The 17,474-nt window shown below is 49.2% G+C and carries 18 protein-coding genes; 3 read left to right on the forward strand and 15 right to left on the reverse strand.

The window, feature by feature from the left end; all coding sequences use genetic code 11:
• Positions 1-31: 31 nt before the first annotated feature.
• From H8S75_RS30505 to H8S75_RS30515, 3 genes are read right to left on the reverse strand one after another with little or no spacing between them, the layout of a single operon-like run.
• Complete coding sequence (locus tag H8S75_RS30505; protein ID WP_187024697.1) at positions 32-1,618, reverse strand: helix-turn-helix domain-containing protein; 1,587 nt, start codon at positions 1,616-1,618, stop codon at positions 32-34.
• Positions 1,596-3,107, reverse strand: coding sequence for a sensor histidine kinase (locus tag H8S75_RS30510; RefSeq protein WP_187024698.1), 1,512 nt, complete (start codon positions 3,105-3,107; stop codon positions 1,596-1,598). The genes H8S75_RS30505 and H8S75_RS30510 overlap by 23 nt, the downstream gene beginning before the upstream one ends.
• Before the next feature lie 11 nt (positions 3,108-3,118).
• Entirely contained in the window at positions 3,119-4,165 is a 1,047-nt protein-coding gene (locus H8S75_RS30515) for a sugar ABC transporter substrate-binding protein (RefSeq protein WP_187024699.1), read from the reverse strand.
• A gap of 219 nt (positions 4,166-4,384) precedes the next feature.
• Between H8S75_RS30515 and H8S75_RS30520 the strand changes: the two genes are divergently transcribed.
• Together H8S75_RS30520 and H8S75_RS30525 are read left to right on the forward strand one after the other, a co-directional pair.
• A complete protein-coding gene (locus H8S75_RS30520; protein ID WP_187024700.1) occupies positions 4,385-5,194 on the forward strand; it encodes a ZIP family metal transporter in 810 nt (269 codons plus the stop codon).
• Between the two features lie 198 nt (positions 5,195-5,392).
• Positions 5,393-6,199, forward strand: a complete 807-nt coding sequence (locus H8S75_RS30525) for a GNAT family N-acetyltransferase (protein WP_187024701.1) — start codon at positions 5,393-5,395, stop codon at positions 6,197-6,199.
• A 110-nt stretch (positions 6,200-6,309) separates the two neighbouring features.
• On the opposite strand, the gene atpC is transcribed toward H8S75_RS30525, so the two are convergent.
• From atpC to H8S75_RS30575, 11 genes are all read right to left on the reverse strand, one after another.
• Entirely contained in the window at positions 6,310-6,726 is a 417-nt protein-coding gene (atpC, locus tag H8S75_RS30530; RefSeq protein WP_002605329.1) for an ATP synthase F1 subunit epsilon, read from the reverse strand.
• A gap of 12 nt (positions 6,727-6,738) precedes the next feature.
• A complete protein-coding gene (atpD, locus tag H8S75_RS30535; RefSeq protein WP_002605330.1) occupies positions 6,739-8,145 on the reverse strand; it encodes a F0F1 ATP synthase subunit beta in 1,407 nt (468 codons plus the stop codon).
• A 38-nt stretch (positions 8,146-8,183) separates the two neighbouring features.
• Positions 8,184-9,083: an ATP synthase F1 subunit gamma gene (atpG, locus tag H8S75_RS30540; protein ID WP_187024702.1), complete on the reverse strand. Its 900-nt coding sequence runs from the start codon at positions 9,081-9,083 to the stop codon at positions 8,184-8,186.
• Between the two features lie 3 nt (positions 9,084-9,086).
• Positions 9,087-10,595: a F0F1 ATP synthase subunit alpha gene (gene atpA / locus H8S75_RS30545; protein ID WP_187024703.1), complete on the reverse strand. Its 1,509-nt coding sequence runs from the start codon at positions 10,593-10,595 to the stop codon at positions 9,087-9,089.
• A 5-nt stretch (positions 10,596-10,600) separates the two neighbouring features.
• Positions 10,601-11,104, reverse strand: a complete 504-nt coding sequence (gene atpH / locus H8S75_RS30550) for an ATP synthase F1 subunit delta (protein ID WP_002605333.1) — start codon at positions 11,102-11,104, stop codon at positions 10,601-10,603.
• The gene (gene atpF, locus H8S75_RS30555; RefSeq protein WP_187024704.1) at positions 11,085-11,585 is read right to left on the reverse strand and encodes a F0F1 ATP synthase subunit B; all 501 of its coding nucleotides are present in this window, start codon (positions 11,583-11,585) and stop codon (positions 11,085-11,087) included. Before atpF ends, atpH begins: the two co-directional genes overlap by 20 nt.
• Positions 11,586-11,636: 51 nt before the next feature.
• Positions 11,637-11,855: an ATP synthase F0 subunit C gene (atpE, locus tag H8S75_RS30560; protein ID WP_002605335.1), complete on the reverse strand. Its 219-nt coding sequence runs from the start codon at positions 11,853-11,855 to the stop codon at positions 11,637-11,639.
• Between the two features lie 53 nt (positions 11,856-11,908).
• Positions 11,909-12,571 (reverse strand): F0F1 ATP synthase subunit A, encoded by a 663-nt coding sequence (locus H8S75_RS30565; RefSeq protein WP_002605336.1) that lies wholly within the window; start codon positions 12,569-12,571, stop codon positions 11,909-11,911.
• Between the two features lie 512 nt (positions 12,572-13,083).
• Positions 13,084-13,350 (reverse strand): RtcB family protein, encoded by a 267-nt coding sequence (locus H8S75_RS33690; RefSeq protein WP_432764212.1) that lies wholly within the window; start codon positions 13,348-13,350, stop codon positions 13,084-13,086.
• Positions 13,351-13,370: 20 nt separating this feature from the next.
• Positions 13,371-14,210, reverse strand: coding sequence for an RtcB family protein (locus tag H8S75_RS30570; RefSeq protein ID WP_432764213.1), 840 nt, complete (start codon positions 14,208-14,210; stop codon positions 13,371-13,373).
• A 10-nt stretch (positions 14,211-14,220) separates the two neighbouring features.
• Entirely contained in the window at positions 14,221-14,388 is a 168-nt protein-coding gene (locus H8S75_RS30575; protein ID WP_187024705.1) for a hypothetical protein, read from the reverse strand.
• A gap of 806 nt (positions 14,389-15,194) precedes the next feature.
• Here H8S75_RS30575 and H8S75_RS30580 point away from each other — a divergent pair.
• A complete protein-coding gene (locus H8S75_RS30580) occupies positions 15,195-15,998 on the forward strand; it encodes an alpha/beta hydrolase (RefSeq protein ID WP_187024706.1) in 804 nt (267 codons plus the stop codon).
• A gap of 93 nt (positions 15,999-16,091) precedes the next feature.
• On the opposite strand, the gene H8S75_RS30585 is transcribed toward H8S75_RS30580, so the two are convergent.
• On the reverse strand, positions 16,092-17,348 hold the full coding sequence (locus tag H8S75_RS30585; protein ID WP_002605340.1) for a metal-dependent hydrolase family protein: 1,257 nt from the start codon (positions 17,346-17,348) through the stop codon (positions 16,092-16,094).
• Between the last annotated feature and the right edge of the window lie 126 nt (positions 17,349-17,474).

A 17,474-nucleotide genomic window follows, 5' to 3' on the forward strand; every position in this document is an offset into this window, starting at 1 on the left:
TTTTCATATCCGTCCCTCTCTTTCTTCCGTCTTACCGGTCCCTGTACTCACTTGGCGTCATGCCCTCATATTTCTTGAAAATCCGGCTGAAATAATTGGGGTCGCTGTATCCGCACAACATACAGACCTCCTTGATGCTGTGTCTGGGGTCCTCAAGCAGCCGCCTGGCATTGCGGATTCTGGTCCGCGTCAGATACTCGATGAACGTCTCCCCCACCTCCTGCTTAAACAGCTTGCTGAAATAGTAGGGGCTGATATCCACCATCCGGGACGCCTCATCGAGGGTAATCTCCCTGGCGTAGTTTTCGTTGATGTAATTTTTCACCCTGGAAACCACATTTTCAAATTCGCGCTCTCTGGAGGTGCTGATGTTGTCACAGATCTCTCTGGTTTTCCCGACAAACCACTGGCGCAGGCCATTTAAGTCTGCCGCCCCCTGGATCTCCGCCAGATAATTTTCCCGGTATCGGAACCCATAATGGACGTTTCCCGCCTCAAAGGCCCGCTTTTCCAGCCTCATAATCATTTCGAGCACCTTCACCTCGATATTGGCCCGGACATTGCCGTCATGCTGGGCCATCCAGTCAAAAAATTCGTTGGCGCAGGCCGCAGCTCCCTCTTGATCCGCCTTGATGCCGCGCTGTAGATACTGGTTCTCCAAATCTGTCGGATAATCCCCGTCATAATAGGCTGCCGCCGGAATATCCGTGATATGCACCACATGGCTGTCGCTCTCCCGCAATGCCTTCAGCGCCTCCTTATAGGAATCCCGCACATCGGCAATGGGCTTTACTGCGCCGATCCCGCCGCGGAACCGGGCGTCAATGGCGCCTTCCAGCCTGTGTATCATATTCCTCGTCCTGGTAATCGTCTCGACCCGCTCCTCATATCCCGTCTTTTCCCGGTCAAACGGCACGAAAAGCACGATCCGGTTGCCCATAATCGGCCCGGTGATACAGTCAAAGTAATCCTTTACCGTCTCCTTTAGGGTGGAATAATACTTATTCACCCGCACATTCGCCCCCACCGCATTGGTCATCGCACCGTTTTCGACATCATCCCCGAATTCCAGCACAATCATAAAGCCGTATGGCTGGCGGATATCCAGCAGCTCCAAATATCCCTGTTTATTAATATCCGTATCATCCTGTAAGACGCTGTAGATAAATCCGCTCTCCATCATCGGCACCACGATTTCTAACTTCTCCCGAATCTTTAAATCGTCGCTCAGCTTCTGCCTCGCCTCTTCCACCTGCCGCATGGCGCGGATGCAGACGTCCAGGATCTTCTTTTTGTTCACCGGCTTGGTGATGAACTCCATAACCCCTAAGTTTACCGCCTCCTGCGCGTAGGAAAACTTGTCGTACGCCGTGATGATAATGAACACCATGGAGGAATTGAATTTGCGGACCTCCCGGATTGCCTGAATTCCGCTTAGCCCCGGCATCTGAATATCCACAAACGCAATATCCGGGCGGAAGGACTCCGCCTGTTCAATGACTGCCCGTCCAGTCTTGACGCAGACAATCTCGCATTCGCTTCCAAAATTCGATTCTATGCTGGATCGAATCGACTCCAGCATAATCCCCTCATCATCAGCCACCAATATCCGAAACATCTCTCTCCTCCTCTTTCCTGGGGATTTTTAAAATAACCGTGGTTCCCCTTCCCGGCCCGCCGCTGGCAATCTCTAACACGCTGTCCGTATTATAGTAAAGCTTAAGCCTGGATATTACGTTGCTGACCCCGATTCCTGTGGTCTCCGGATTCTTCGTCCCCCGGCTCCCCTCATAAATCTGCCGGATCTGTTCCTCCGACATTCCCTTTCCGTTATCCTCCACACGGATTTCAATCTCTTCTTCGCAGTCCCGGACCACCAGCTTCACTTCGCCCTGCCAGTCGATCCCCCGTATCCCGTGGTTGACTGCATTTTCCACCAGGGGCTGAAGCATCATGCTGGGAACCCGGTAGTCCAAAACCGACTGATCAACTTCAGAGCTGTAATGAATCTCTCCCGCAAACCGCACATTCAGAATATAAATGTAATTTTCTACCGTCTCCACCTCTTCCCGGATGGTGGCGTCCTCCATCCCCTTCTTTACATTATAGCGGAAGAAATCCGCCATTTTCTCGATAAATACCGATGTCTTTTCCGCATCCTCCATCACGGCAAGCTGCACGCCCGCGTTTAAGGAGTTAAAGAGGAAATGGGGATTAATCTGGGACTGCAGAAACTTAAGCTGCGCCTCCTTTAAATGGCTCTGCGTCAGCAGTTCCCTGGCCTGCATCTCCTGCTCCTTCTCCGCGCTCTCTTTGATCTTAGTCACATATTCGCCCAGGCTGTCCACCATCTGGTTAAAGGTTCCCGTCACAATTCCCAGCTCATCCCTGGAATGGACCGGCGACACCTTTACATGGAAATTGCCCTGTCCCACCAGTTTGGCGGTCTGTGCCAAATTGGTTAATGGGGTGACGATATCCTTTGTCAGAATCATCATAACCGCCAGACTGATGAACATGACAATCATCAGAATCACCAGGCTGACAATCTCTAAATACTTAAGCGCCGCCTGCAGCGTCTGGTAACTGGCGGAATTGTTCTTGAACTGGCGTCCGTTGAGCACGGAGATGTCGTGGGTGATAAAGCGGTAAAGCTTAAGCGCCGATTCATAGGAGCTTTTGTATTTTTCCACGTTCATCCCCCGCTTTGCCTGAACAGTCTCATCGGCAATTACCAGATAATTGTCGGACATGCTGCGAATATTCTTTTCTAAAATCTGTATGGGGTTGTCGCTGATCTGCATGTTCAGCCCATTCAGCAAATCCTTATATTCCTGTTCCGCCCGGTAATAGTTGGTGAGGGAATCAGAGTCCTTGACCTCTAAATACCGGTACATATAATTCTGCACATCGCCAAGGCGGTCCGACAGCTCGTTTAAATTCACGTTGCTGGAATATACCGAGTCCATCCGCCCCACCATCCGGTTAATCTGGGCATAAATTAATAAGTTGCTTGCAAAAAGCGCAGCAGCTGTAAACGCGATTTCCAGAAATAATTTGCGGGTAATCGGCAGATTTTCCCACAGCCTTTTCAATCGGTTTCCCATTGTCTCTCCCATCACTGATCCATAAACTCATCTGCATTTTCCCGGGTTACGAACTGTAAGTCCACGCTGTAGAAGGAATTGGTCCTTCCATCCCGGATGCATTCCATCATTGCCTTTACACTGTATCTGCCCATCTCCTCCGTGTCGATGCAGAATGTCATCGCCATAGTGCCGCGCCGGACCGCATCCAGGGTGGTTTTTGACTTGTAATAGCCGATGACCTGCGTCTTGCCCACGCGGTTGTAATCAATTACCGCCTGGTAGACCGCCTCCGTATCTACCTCATCCATGCACACGATGATGTCCGGCGGCCCTTTTGCACTCTGAAATAAGTTCCAGACGATCTCCTCAGATTCAAACGCCCCGCCGGACGGAATCCGAACCGCCCCCGCCTTCACAAGCTCCGCCGTGGCTTCGGATGTCACCATCATGTTGTTGATCTGGTTGAAAATCTGGAAATGGTTGCTGTCTATGGATGAATCGTTAAGTAAAACCGTAATCCGGTACTCCCCCTCCCGGTCACGGCCTCCTCCCTCCGATTCCAGCTTCCTGATCATTTTCTCAAGCTGGCAGCCATAAGCCTGTCCAAGCTGGTAGGGGTTGATGCCCACAAAGCTCTTCCGTTCCGACGCGGGGGCATCGTTTAAAATGGTAACGACAGGAATGCCTTTTTCTGTCGCCTCATTCACCTTTTCATCCAGGTTTTCTTCATCGGTACACTCCAGGATGATGCCATCCACCTTGGCCGCGATACTCATATCCATTAAATCGACCATGGTGTTGATGGAGGACTGGTTCTTTTCCTTCAGCTCCACATATGCCTCCTGCTTTGCCGCTTCCTCCCGCACACTGTCGAATACGTCGTTCCAGAACCGGGAATCGGTATTGGCGACAATCATCACAAAATGATACCGGTAATTCCTTACATTTTCCGCATGGTCTACCCCGATCTGTTCCAGCACATAGCCATAAAAGGAGATTGTCAGCAGCGTCAGGAACAGAATGCTGAACAGGCCCGCCGCGACCAGGCGAAACAGGTTTTTGTTCTTCTTACTCATAAGCGGCCTTCTTTCTGTATATTGACTCTGAATTTATTATACTAAATTCAGAGTCAATGGAAAAGCAGGATTATCTTGCACAGGAATAGCATTATTTTGACAAATAATGCCTGATCTTCTGTATTCCTTCTTTTATGTATCATTGCACAGTTGATAATAGTATGGTATACTAAACAAAGTTAGATTTCGCTAACTCAGAACCCGAAAGGAGGTTTTATTATGAGTACGTCTTTATTATGGGCAGCCGGCGGGACTGGATTTACATTTTTAATGACCACGCTGGGCGCGTCTGTAGTTTTTTTCTTTCGCAAAGAAGTCAATGCATCTGTACAAAGAATTTTTCTGGGATTCGCGGCCGGAGTTATGGTGGCGGCTTCCGTATGGTCACTGCTGATTCCTGCCATCGAGGAAGCTTCCTTAAATGGTGGTATCGGCTGGATTCCTGCCGCCGGAGGCTTTTTACTGGGCGTGTTCTTCCTGATCGCTCTCGATACCTATCTCCCCCACCTTCACCCGGACTGCAGTAACCCGGACTGCAACGAGGCAGAGGGCGTCTCCTCCAGCTGGAAGCGAACCACCCTGTTAGTCATGGCGGTTACGCTTCACAACATACCGGAGGGCATGGCGGTCGGCCTGTCTTTCGCATTGGCCGCGCAGCACGGCAATGATCCGGCGCTCTACACCGCGGCCATGGCTCTCGCCATCGGTATCGGTATTCAGAATTTCCCGGAAGGCGCGGCAATCTCCCTTCCCTTGCGTCAGGAAGGTCTTTCCACCGGAAAGGCATTCTTCCGCGGCAGTATGTCAGGTATCGTAGAACCAATCTTCGGTATCCTCACGGTGCTGGTGGCAGGCGCCATCGAGCCTCTGATGCCCTGGCTGCTCTCCTTTGCCGCAGGAGCCATGCTCTATGTCGTAGTGGAAGAACTGATTCCCGAAGCTCATTTAGGTGAACACTCCAACGCCGGTACACTGGGCGTTATGGGGGGATTTGTCATAATGATGATACTGGACGTGGCACTTGGGTGATGATATTTAAGAGATGATATTTATAAATGTTATCTATATGGAAAGAAGCGAAATGGTTCTTGTTATGGACCGTTTCGCTTCTTTTTTTACTTACTTTCTTTCGTAAATCCTGCCACTTGGAAATTTTTTCCATCTCTGCTATACTGATACCATCACATTCTGTTTGCATCTGACAATCAGTCTGAGGAGGGAGAATTTATGAAAAAACTTACTGCTTCACATTTTAATGACGCTATGGCCTATGCCCTTCTGGAACCGGAATTCAACCTCTTCCTTATCGGGGATTTGGAAAACTACGGTCTGGAGTCGGAAAACGTCTCCGTATACACGGCCGACACCTGGACAGGGGGAACACTTCCCTACTTTATTCTGGATTACAGGAATAATTTCCTGTTCTACAGCCATACCGCAGATTACAATAAAGCTGAAGTCGCCGGATTTCTTTCCGGATTCCAGATGCACAATTTAAGTGGAAAGCGTGAACTGATCGAGCCCCTGATACCGCTCTTGAAGGGCCTTGAGCTGGTTCCCACGTATCTGGCAAGGCTTGACCAGCCGGCCAGCCCCGATGATCCTGCTTTTCCTGCAAGGCGCCTTGTCCCTGATGATATTGATGCTATCTACGCACTGCTAAAGCAGATTGATGAATTCTTTTCCATGCGGAGTAAGACGGAGGAGGAAAACCGGGAAGATATTCTGAGTTCCATGACCAACGAGGGCCGGATGTACGGGGTCTTTGAAAATGGGACGCTTGCAGCCATAGCCGGAACCTCAGCCGAAAACTCCATGTCGGCCATGGTCGTCAGCGTTGCGACTCTGCCCGAATACAGAGGCCGCGGATACGCCACCCGGCTCGTAAACCGTTTGTGCCGGGACTGTCTGGCGGACGGTATGAAATTCCTCTGCCTCTTCTATGATAACCCGGAGGCCGGCGCCATCTACCGCAAGATCGGTTTTAAGGAACTGGGGCAGTATGCTATGGTAAGAAGTATTGAAAACCATTGAGAAAACGTATACCGCCTGGCTGCTGCCGGGCATAGTAAAAGCTTCCGCAAAAGCACCGCCCGTCAAACATCACGTTTGCCCGGTGCCTTTGCAGAAGCTTTCTCTATTTATTAAATCTCATACTTATGCTTCAGCCTCAGCCTCGCCAGCGACCTCGCCAGCGACGCCTCGAAATGCGAATGTTCCTGGATGCTCTTACTCTGTCTGAGCTGCTCCTCGGCTCTCTCTCTGGCCTCCTCGGCACGCCTCTCGTCAATATCCTCAGGACGTTCCGCAGTATCCACCAGAAGGGTGACACGGTTGTTGATAATCTGTACAAAACCATCGCCTACCACGCCGTTAATCCATTCGCCGCTTTCATTCATCAGTCTCATCTCGCCGATCGTAACTGCAATTACCATATCCTCATGGTGCGGCAGAACCTCTTTTTCTCCGTCTAACAGGGGGATGATGAGCTTCTGGCACGGTCCCTTAAAGAACACCTTGTCAGTTGCAATGATCTGCAGAAAAAATGTATTTGCGCTCACAGGCCCTCACCTCTATCTGCCTTCCTCGGCTCCTAATGTCTTCGCCTTCTCGATTACCTCGTCGATCGTTCCCACGTTAAAGAACGCCGCCTCCGGATACTGGTCCATCTCACCTTCTACGATGGCCTTAAAGCCGCGCACCGTCTCCTTTAAAGGAACGTACTTTCCGGCAACGCCGGTGAAGTTCTCCGCCACGGAGAATGGCTGGGATAAGAATTTCTGGATCTTTCTGGCACGGTTTACTGTGGTCTTATCCTCATCGCCCAGCTCCTCCATTCCTAGGATTGCGATGATGTCCTGAAGCTCTCTGTATTTCTGAAGTGTCTCCTGAACCATTCTGGCCACCTCATAGTGTTCCTCGCCTACCACATCCGGCTCCAGAATACGGGAGTTGGATTCCAGCGGATCAACCGCCGGGTAAATGCCCTGTTCCACGATCTTTCTCGAAAGAACCGTCGTCGCATCCAGATGGGCAAAGGTGGTCGCCGGAGCCGGATCCGTCAAGTCATCGGCCGGCACGTAAACCGCCTGAACCGAAGTAACAGAACCGTTCTTGGTAGAGGTAATCCTCTCCTGTAACTCGCCCATCTCCGTCGCCAGTGTCGGCTGGTAACCAACAGCGGACGGCATACGTCCGAGCAGCGCGGACACCTCGGAACCGGCCTGAACGAAACGGAAGATATTGTCGATGAACAGCAGCACGTTTTTATGCTCCTGGTCACGGAAGTATTCCGCCATGGTAAGTCCCGTCTCCGCTACACGCATACGGGCTCCCGGCGGCTCATTCATCTGACCGAATACCAGGGCCGTTTTCTCGATAACGCCGGACTCTCCCATCTCGGTCCATAAGTCATTACCTTCACGGGAACGCTCTCCAACACCGGTAAAAATGGAATATCCGCCATGCTCTGTCGCAATGTTATGAATCAGCTCCTGAATGAGGACCGTCTTGCCTACACCGGCGCCTCCAAACAGACCGATCTTTCCGCCCTTTGCATAGGGGGCCAGAAGGTCGATAACCTTGATTCCCGTCTCCAGGATCTCTGCTACCGGACTCTGTTCCTCAAATGACGGCGGATCCCTGTGGATGACCCATTTCTCGCCTTCCTTTAACGGTTCGCCGTTGTCAATCGTCTCACCCAGGACGTTAAAAAGGCGTCCCAGTGTCTGCTCGCCGACAGGAACCCTGATTCCCGAACCGGTGGCCGTTACTTCCATATCTCTGCAGAGTCCTTCGCTGGAAGCAAGCATAATGCAGCGAACGGTATTATTTCCAAGATGCTGGGAAACTTCCATTACGCAGCGTTTTCCGTCATTATCTACCTCAAGGGCGTCCTTAATACACGGCAGCTCCACGCCTTCCTCGAACTCTACGTCTACAACAGGCCCTAAAACCTGCACGATTTTTCCTTTATTCATAATCTGTTTCTCACAGTTGTGAGGACTCCTCCTCTCTGTTATTTTTTCTTCTTCTTTTTTTGGGCCTTTGCTCCGCTGATTACCTCGGTGATCTCCTGGGTAATGGCAGCCTGGCGGACCCGGTTATAGGTGATTGCCAGTTCATCCAGCATATCCTGCGCACTCTTCGTGGCAGCCTGCATGGCCATCATTCTGGAATTCTGCTCGCTGGAGTAGGATTCCACCAGACCGCCATAGATAAATCCGGCTATATAGTTAGGTACGATGGCATCGATCACCGCCTTGGGCGATGGCTTCATCGTGATTTCCTCCAGATGGATGTCGATCGGTATGCCCTGGGGCACGCTGAAATTAGACTTCGGAAGCGGTAAAAGCTGCGTAATCTCGGCCTCCATCTTCATTGCATTGACCATTCTGGTGTAAATCATGTATACCTCATCCAGTTTCCCGGACAGGAAATAATCCACGATTTTCTCCTCAATGATCCTCGCCCGGCTCATATTCGGGTTTTGCACCGTATACCGGAAATCCTGTTCTACCGGAATCCCCTTTCTCACAAAATACTGCTGGCCCAGCTCACCAACCACGAACAGCATGGGATTTCCTCCCTTGTCGATCTGTTCCTGTACCAGCTTAAATACGTTGTGATTGTATGCGCCCGCAAGGCCTTTGTCCGCGGTTACCACGATATATCCGATCTTCTTGTCTTCCGGCTTAATCTGCGGCCTCGTATCGAAATAAGGGTCCTCTATCTCCGGTGTATGCCTGACAATTCGGGAAATGGTCCTCTGGAGCGCATAGAAATAGGGTTCTGTATCGGTTAAGTTTTTTCTGGCCTTTTTAAGCTTTGACGAGGAAATCGTATACATCGCATTCGTAATCTTCATCGTACTCTTGATACTGTTCATCCTGCTTTGTATCTCTCTCGCATTTGCCATATCTTACACCTGCTTCTGTTTAAATTCTTTCACGCCGTCTAAAATGCTCTGCTTTAGCTCGTCGGAAAGAACTTTCTTCTCTTCGATCTCCTTCACGATTTCCGGATGCTTCTGCTCAAAGAATGCCAGCATTTCCTTCTGGAACCCCTTGATCTTTGACACTTCCACATCGAGAAGAAGCCGGTTATTGGCAGCTACCAGGCTGATGACCTGATCGTGTAAGCTCATCGGATGGCAGAGCGGCTGCTTTAACATCTCTGTCAGTCCCTTGCCATACTGGATCATCTCCTTCGTCGCCGGATCGAGGTCCGAACTGAACTGGGTAAATACTTCCATCTCACGGCACTGGGCCAGGTCGATACGAAGGCTTCCTGCCGCCTTCTTCATGGCCTTTGTCTGAGCTGCTCCGCCGACACGGGATACGGAAAGTCCCACGTTGACCGCAGGTCTCATACCGGAGAAGAATAAATCGCTCTCCAGGAATATCTGTCCGTCCGTGATGGAGATAACGTTTGTCGGAATATATGCCGAAACATCTCCGGCCTGTGTCTCAATAATCGGCAGCGCCGTAATGGAACCGCCGCCCTTTTCCTCACTCAGTCTGCTGGATCTCTCCAGAAGCCTGGAATGCAGATAAAACACGTCGCCCGGATATGCCTCACGTCCCGGGGACCGCTCAAGGAGTAAAGACAGCGCACGGTAAGCAACCGCATGTTTCGACAAATCATCGTAAACAATCAGCACATCTTTTCCCTGATACATAAAGTACTCTGCCAGCGCCGTTCCGGAATAGGGAGCGATATACTGAAGCGGAGCCGGTTCACTGGCTGTCGAGGACAGAACGATGGTATAATCCATGGCTCCATACTGGCTTAATGTATTGACCATCTTCGCAACGGTGGAAGCCTTCTGGCCTACCGCCACGTAGATGCAGATCGTATCTTTGCCCTTCTGATTTAAAATGGCATCGATGGCAATCGAGGTTTTACCGGTCTGACGGTCGCCGATGATCAGCTCACGCTGGCCGCGGCCGATGGGGAACATGGAGTCAATTGCCAGGATTCCCGTCTCCATAGGTACCGAAACGCTCTTTCTGTCAATAATACCAGGCGCCTCATTCTCAATCGGGCGGTAATCATCGGACTTGATGTCACCTTTCCCGTCGATTGCTGCACCCAATGCGTTGACAACTCTTCCTATATAAGCGTCGCCAACCGGGATACCGGCACGTTTCTTTGTTCTCGTAACCTTGCATCCCTCTTTAATCTCTCTATCTGAACCAAACAGGATACAACCGATGTCGTCCCGTCTGATATCCTGTACCATACCTTTTACACCGTTATCAAAGATAACGATCTCGCCGTACATGGCGTGGTCAATTCCATAAATCGTCGCGATTCCGTCACCGATTCCGATGACCGTGCCGACCTCCTGGTCTCTTGCATGTACGTCATAATCTTCAATCTCGCTTCTTAAGATGGAGATAATCTCATCTGAATTGATTGAACCCACGCTTCTCACCTCCGCATCAATATTTGCTCTAACTGTTTCATACGTCCTTTTATACTCCAGTCTGTCTCCATATCGCCGGTGCGGATCACAAATCCTCCGCCCAGACTGGAATCCTTAACAAGGCGGAGTTCCACATCCTGTTTCTGGTATTTCTTCATCAGCATCTGCTTAATTTTCTTAAGCTGCTCTGCGTCCGGCTCCGTCACATAATACAACGTTGCTCGCAGACTGCCTTCCTGTTCGCATGCATAGGCATGGTACGCTTCGAATACATCTTCGACCTCGCCCATGTCCTGATGTCCACAGAGCACCTTAAGAAAATTCCTCAGCTCTGCTGGAAATACCCGGTCAATGACGCGGTTTTTTTCGCTTTTTTTCACCACAGGGCTTACGAGGGCTTCCTTAAGCTGGGGAACCTCGCGAAACAGCACCTCCGCTTCTTCCACCATTTCCTTTGGAACCTTCAGTTCGTAAAGCACCTGTCCGTAATTATTTGCTGCCTGCGTCATGAGAATCACCTGCTTCTGCTATATACTGGTCGTAGAGTGCCTGGTTCTTCCTATCGTCCATCTCGCCCTGCACAACCTTCGCCGCTGCTGCAAGTACCAGACCTGCAATCTGCGCTTCCGCTTCCCTCATTGCCTTTTCCTGGTCCGCATTCGCCGTCTTGTGGGCATTTTCGATAATTCTGTCCGCCTGCTCTCCGGCTTCTTTTATCATGCGCTCCTGTACAGTCTTCGCCTCTGCCTTTGCCTCTTCCACAAGCTTCTTTCCTTCTTCCGCCGACGCCGCCAGCTTCTCTTCATACTGGCTTTTAAGCTCGAATGCCTGGGACTCGGATGCCCTTGCATTTGTGATGCTTTGATCCACCATAGTCTGGCGTTTGTTCATGATATCCATCACCGGTTTAATCAGGAAATGCTTGAGCAGAAGATACAGGACGATGACATTGACGATGTTCCACACAAGGTTAAAATCCAAACGTAACATCGAATTCGCCTGCCTTTCTATCTATATTCTTAACTTTCCGTCTGTCAGGCATTATTTTAAGAATAAGATGATTAACAGAGCGATAACGAAACCGTAAATAGCAGTTGCCTCTGCAAGAGCACAACCAAGTAATAAAGCCTTGCTGATCTTGCCTTCTGCCTCAGGCTGTCTTGCGATTGCGTCTACTGCCTTTGAAGTTGCCAGACCAATACCTACACCTGCACCTACACCTGTTAAAACTGCGATACCTGCACCAATAGCTGTTAACATAATAAATATCTCCTTTTCTCTTTTTAATTGTTTTGATTACTCCAACACTTTGGTTACTCCACTGCTTCTTTGATAAAGAGGGCAGTTAAGAATACGAATACATACGCCTGAATGAGTCCGTCAAAGATGTCAAAATACATGCTGAACGGAATCGGTATGATTGGCGCTACGAGCTGCTTAATCAGCTCCATGACTACAAACGAACCAAGCACGTTGCCAAAAAGACGCATACATAAAGACAACGGTTTAATAAAGATTTCCAGAATATTGATCGGAGCGATAATCGCTACCGGTTCTGCAAAGCTTTTTACCCATCCCTTAAGTCCTTTCTTATGGAAGCCCGCATATTCAATTAATACGATGCTCATAAGGGCAAGTGCCGCAGTCGCATTCAAGTCCTTGGTTGGTGGTTTGAAGCCGATTAAACCGATCAGATTTGCAACGCCGATGTAGATGGCTATGGATATCAGATACGGGATATATCTGCGCCCTTCTTCTCCCACCAGATCATCAAAGAATTTGTAAATGCCGCCGATTGCCACTTCCAGCGCCAGCTGCTTCTTCCCAGGATTCTCCACCTTTAAATTTCTCACCAGGCAGATGGAAAGTATGGTCAGCACCGCCATGATAATCCACGACACCACTACGGATTCAGCGATAGGAATTCCACCAAATACCGGAATGGTAAATACCGTTTCGCAGTTAAGTTCTTCCATTAACCTCTCTGCTAAATCCTCCGTAATGCTCACTTCCTTTCTTCAAGACTCTCTAATACTATTATCATACTTGTACTGATATTTGTACATTAAGTATACCGTGTATCATACTTGCATCTGCAACAATTGTCAACTTTTCCGCCGCTTCTTAACAAATCGTTAATGAGACTAATTGTTTGAACATTTGGAACAATTTTCCCGGAGTTATTTCTGAAATTCTTATTAAATTTTCAAGGAAAATATGAAGGAATTATGAACTTTATTAATTTGAACCCCAATTTTCTTAATTTTATACCAAAAATCATTTCAGTATTTTGTGAAATTTGACCGTGTTTTTTTTGTGTTTTTTATTTCCATCGTCATTACTACCTAAACGTTAAGTTAATATTCTGCAAATGATAGATAAAAAGGCTATCCCCATGGGACAGCCTATTATTTTGACCATCAAAACTTACAAATGGCTCATCTATGTTTTTTATAATATTTCCGAAAAACTCTTCCTATTAAATAGCTTATTCTCCTGCCTTAAAGTTATAAACTGGTTTTATCACCTGAAGAATTTTTACCGTGGAATCGATGTACTTGACGATATCATCCATGGCCTTGTAAGCCATGGGACACTCGTCCAGAGTTTCTGCGCCCACCGACGTCGTATAGATTCCCTTCATCTCCTGTTCGAACTCGGCCACTGTGAACGCCTTTTTCGCCGCTCTCCAGCTCATCAGACGGCCGGCGCCATGAGGCGCGGACCAGTTCCACTCCTCATGGCCCTTTCCCACACAGATCAGGCTCCCTTCCTTCATGTTGATGGGGATGAGAAGTTTTTCTCCACGGTCAGACCCATTCCGCTTACAATCTCGTCCATCATGGCCTTTCTGTTTAAAAGGGCGAAGTGCTGGACCAGCTTCATATCGTGAATGTAGTCCTCCATCTGCTGACCGCTTACGTATGCCAGTTCCCTGGGAACCGTGGTCTCACCGGACGCATGCAGCGCCTTGACAGCTGCCTCAATCTCTCCCTGCCGCCCCTGGGCCTTGTACGATTCGATCATCTGATTAATGGTTTTACGTGACGGCTCCTTTAAGCTCTTATACGCCAGATCCTGATAAAAACCGGCCGTCTCCAGCCCCAGATGGCGGCTTCCCGAATGGATAACAAGATAAATATTGCCGTCCTCATCCTGATCCGCCTCTATAAAGTGATTGCCGCCCCCAAGGGTGCCCATGCTTTTCTCCGCGCGTTCCAGATTGACAGCGCCTTGCTCCAGGCATTTAAGCTTCTTTAAGTCAACCTCACCGTAATAGGGATGAGTCTTCTCCCTCACCAGAAATCCTGCCGGAATCCGCTCATGAATCAGCGTGTCCAGCCTCTTTAGGTCGAGCCGGCGCTCCCGGATACGGACTGTCTCCATCCCGCATCCAATATCCACCCCAACAAGATTCGGTACTACCCTGTCATGGATCGTCATGGTCGTACCGATCGTACAGCCGGCGCCCGCGTGGACATCCGGCATAATCCGGATCCTGGCGTCCGCCGCAAATTCCATGTCGCATAACTGTTTAAGCTGCTGGAGTGCCATGTCTTCTACCACATCTGTATAGACAATAGCCTCGTTGTACTTTCCTCTTACTGTTTTCATACCATTACCTTTATGCTCTTTTTCCAGTCACAACCTTGCTTTTTTTACCGATTTTAACACCAGCTGCTTTGTACTGGCTGCATCCGGCGCAGCATCCCTTTTTATCTGCATGAAGCCCTCTGGCGCATATGCCAAAGCCCATATAGTAAAGACATACTTCTTCTTTAACCTGTCTCATTGTAATCCCTCCTGAAATTTATATATTAATCTGTTTTTTATGAATATAGATGAATAAGGAGTCCGGCGATCCGGACTCTCGCGCCGGAGCGCGGTCGCTAAAGCGGCCATATTTCCTTAGTGCGCAGTGCGCATACCCGATAAAGCGGGGCGCGCTGTCCCCCGAAGGGTTTTGTTTCATAGGACGAATTTTCTATGAAATAAAAAAAGAGCCTTCCGGCTCTCCCAACGTCTTTAAATATTTCTGTCCTTATCTCGTTCTCTGATCCTGCCGCTAAAATCCAGTTATTTTAGGCAGCCGGATATCAAATACTTCCTGTAATCCCTGTGCTCCCGCCTGGATTTCTGTAAAGTTTACTTAGGACTCTTCACATTCCTCCGGTTGGACATCAGGTGATTTCTTCGCCTCCTATTGGCGAACGATCAGGATGGACCATTTTAAGACTAAGCCTGTCGGCTGTCGGTTGAAACCGTATGATATCATCTGTATGCAGCTGTATTATATTTTGTGACTGTATAAACTGGTTTTGTATAAAGAATGAATAGCCGCGTCTCATCGCAGGTCCTCCTTTCTCTTTTCTTTCGATTACAGTATTCCTCACCATTATGGCTCTTCGAATACTCTATCATGGAAGGTTATGGAATGCAAGGGTATGACTGGAAGTGTAAGGATTATGTAAGGATTCCTATTACAGTTGATAAAGATACGCCCGGAATTGGAATGAGGTCTTTCACGAACCTGCCGTTTATGGTATGATGGATGCATAGCAAAAACAGAATATTCAACTATTATTAAGGAGGTTTCTTATGGGAGAAATGATTTCTTCATTTGACGGAACAAAGCTTTACTTTAACAGAGAAGTGCCGGAACAGGCAAGAGCTGCTGCCGTTATTGTACATGGACTCTGCGAGCACCAGGGGCGGTACGATTATCTCGCAGATCTTTTCCATCAGGCAGGCATCGCTACATACAGGTTCGACCACAGGGGGCATGGCCGTTCCGAAGGAGAGCGCACGTATTACGAAGATTTTAACGAGCTTTTAGATGATACCAATGTAATCGTGGACATGGCTATTGCAGAAAATCCCGATCTGCCGGTCTTCTTAATTGGCCACAGTATGGGTGGGTTCACCGTTGCGCTATACGGTGCAAAATATCCGGATAAGAGGCTGCGCGGCCTGATCACCAGCGGCGCTCTGACGAAGGACAACGGCGGCCTGATTACCGGCGTTCCGAAGGACTTGGATCCGCACACCCTGCTTCCCAATGAGCTGGGCGCAGGTGTCTGCTCCGTAGCCGAGGTCGTAGACTGGTACGGAAAGGATCCCCATAACACAAAGACCTTTACCACAGGCCTGTGCTACGCCATCTGCGGCGGTCTCGACTGGTTTAACGGCGCTGTCAAGGACTTTACCTATCCGGTCCTCATGCTTCATGGAGAAAAAGACGGACTCGTAAGTGTAAAAGATACTTATGATTTCTTTGCTGAGGCACCGTCCAAAGATAAACAGATGAAAATTTACGGCGGACTCTTCCATGAGATCTTTAATGAATACTGCCGGGATGAAGTGATCGGAGATACGATCCACTGGATCGAGAAGAGAATTTAAGGCAGGGCAGGTCAGCCCTCTAACAGCAAAAGCCCGCAGAATACGGTGCCGCACGCGCGGCCGCCGTATTCTGCGGGCTCTCTGTTTCTGTATTTAGTGGCGTTTTACGAAACGTCCTTCTTTCATGATAACCTTCATGTTCTCCACGCAGATATTTCTGATATTCTCCAGCGGGTTGCCGTCGATAACCAGTAAATCAGCGCTCTTGCCTTCTTCCAGAGTACCCGTTACGTCTGCAACCTTCAGCATCTCAGCGCCTACCTTGGTAGCGGCAACGATGGTATCCATCTCGCTGATGCCTGCGCACTCTACGAAGGAGTACATCTCGCCCATGGCGGTATAGCCGTATGGTGTCAGGCTGGAGCAGAAAGAGTCAGAACCGATGGTTAAGCCGATGCCCTTGTCTTTTGCTCTTCTAAGGTTTGCGTAAACACGGTTAAGTTCCTTCTCAACCACATCCTTGCCCGGGAACTTGTCATGGATTTCCGGTACGTATGTCGGCGGATATGTCTTGAACCACTCATGTAAGAACTGAATTGTCGGGCAGAAGTAGATGCCTTTTTCCGCCATGATATCGAGACACTCGTCATTTAAAGCCTGGCCATGGATGATCAGATGAACGCCGGCCTTTGCACAGTCTAATGCGCCGCCGAAGCCTTCACAGTGAGCCCATACCGGGATTCCTACCATATTGCACTCGTCTACGACTGCCTGGATTTCTTCCATGCAGTAATGCTGATCCAGCTTCTGATCCCAGCGCCAGATTCCGCCGCCGGTTGCCCAGATCTTGATGGCGTCCGGGTTGTCACGCAGCCTTCTTCTCACTGCTTTTCTTAAATCCCATGGTCCGTCGATACGCTCAGCCCACGGATGGCCTAAATCGTTATGCTCTTTTAAGAGCTTATGGGAATCGCCATGGCCTGCTGTACGGCAGAATCCAAGTCCTGTACCGACAACACGCGGTCCTTCCATAATTCCGGCTTCCACCATATCACGGATTGCAAGTCCGTTGCGTCCGATCTCACCAACTGTGGTAAGGCCTGTCTCCAGACATTCATGCGCCTGCTGAACAGCTACAACTGCTTTCTGCTCAACGCTCTCCAGTACCCAGTCACTGTCATCATCCGTTAAGTTACCGGAGAAATGCAGATGTGTATCAATTAAACCAGGCATAATTGTCTTTCCTGAAACATCTACGATTTCATACTCCGGACTAAATTCTTTTCCAGCACCCGCATAGGCGACTTTTCCGTCTTTTACCAGAACCAGGGAATCCTTAATTGGTTCTGCACCGGTACCATCGATCAGCAGTCCGCCGACAAATGCGGTATCTTTTAATTCTTTCTTCATGATAAAACCTCCTAGTATAATAATGGTGTAGTCAATCAAGACTACAAGTTAATAGTTACGGTATCTGTTCTAATGAATAACTGAAGGAGAGGCTCTCCCTCCATCAGAGGTTATTGCTAATAATTA

This window comes from Hungatella hominis (genome assembly GCF_014288005.1).
GTDB lineage: Bacteria > Bacillota > Clostridia > Lachnospirales > Lachnospiraceae > Hungatella > Hungatella effluvii.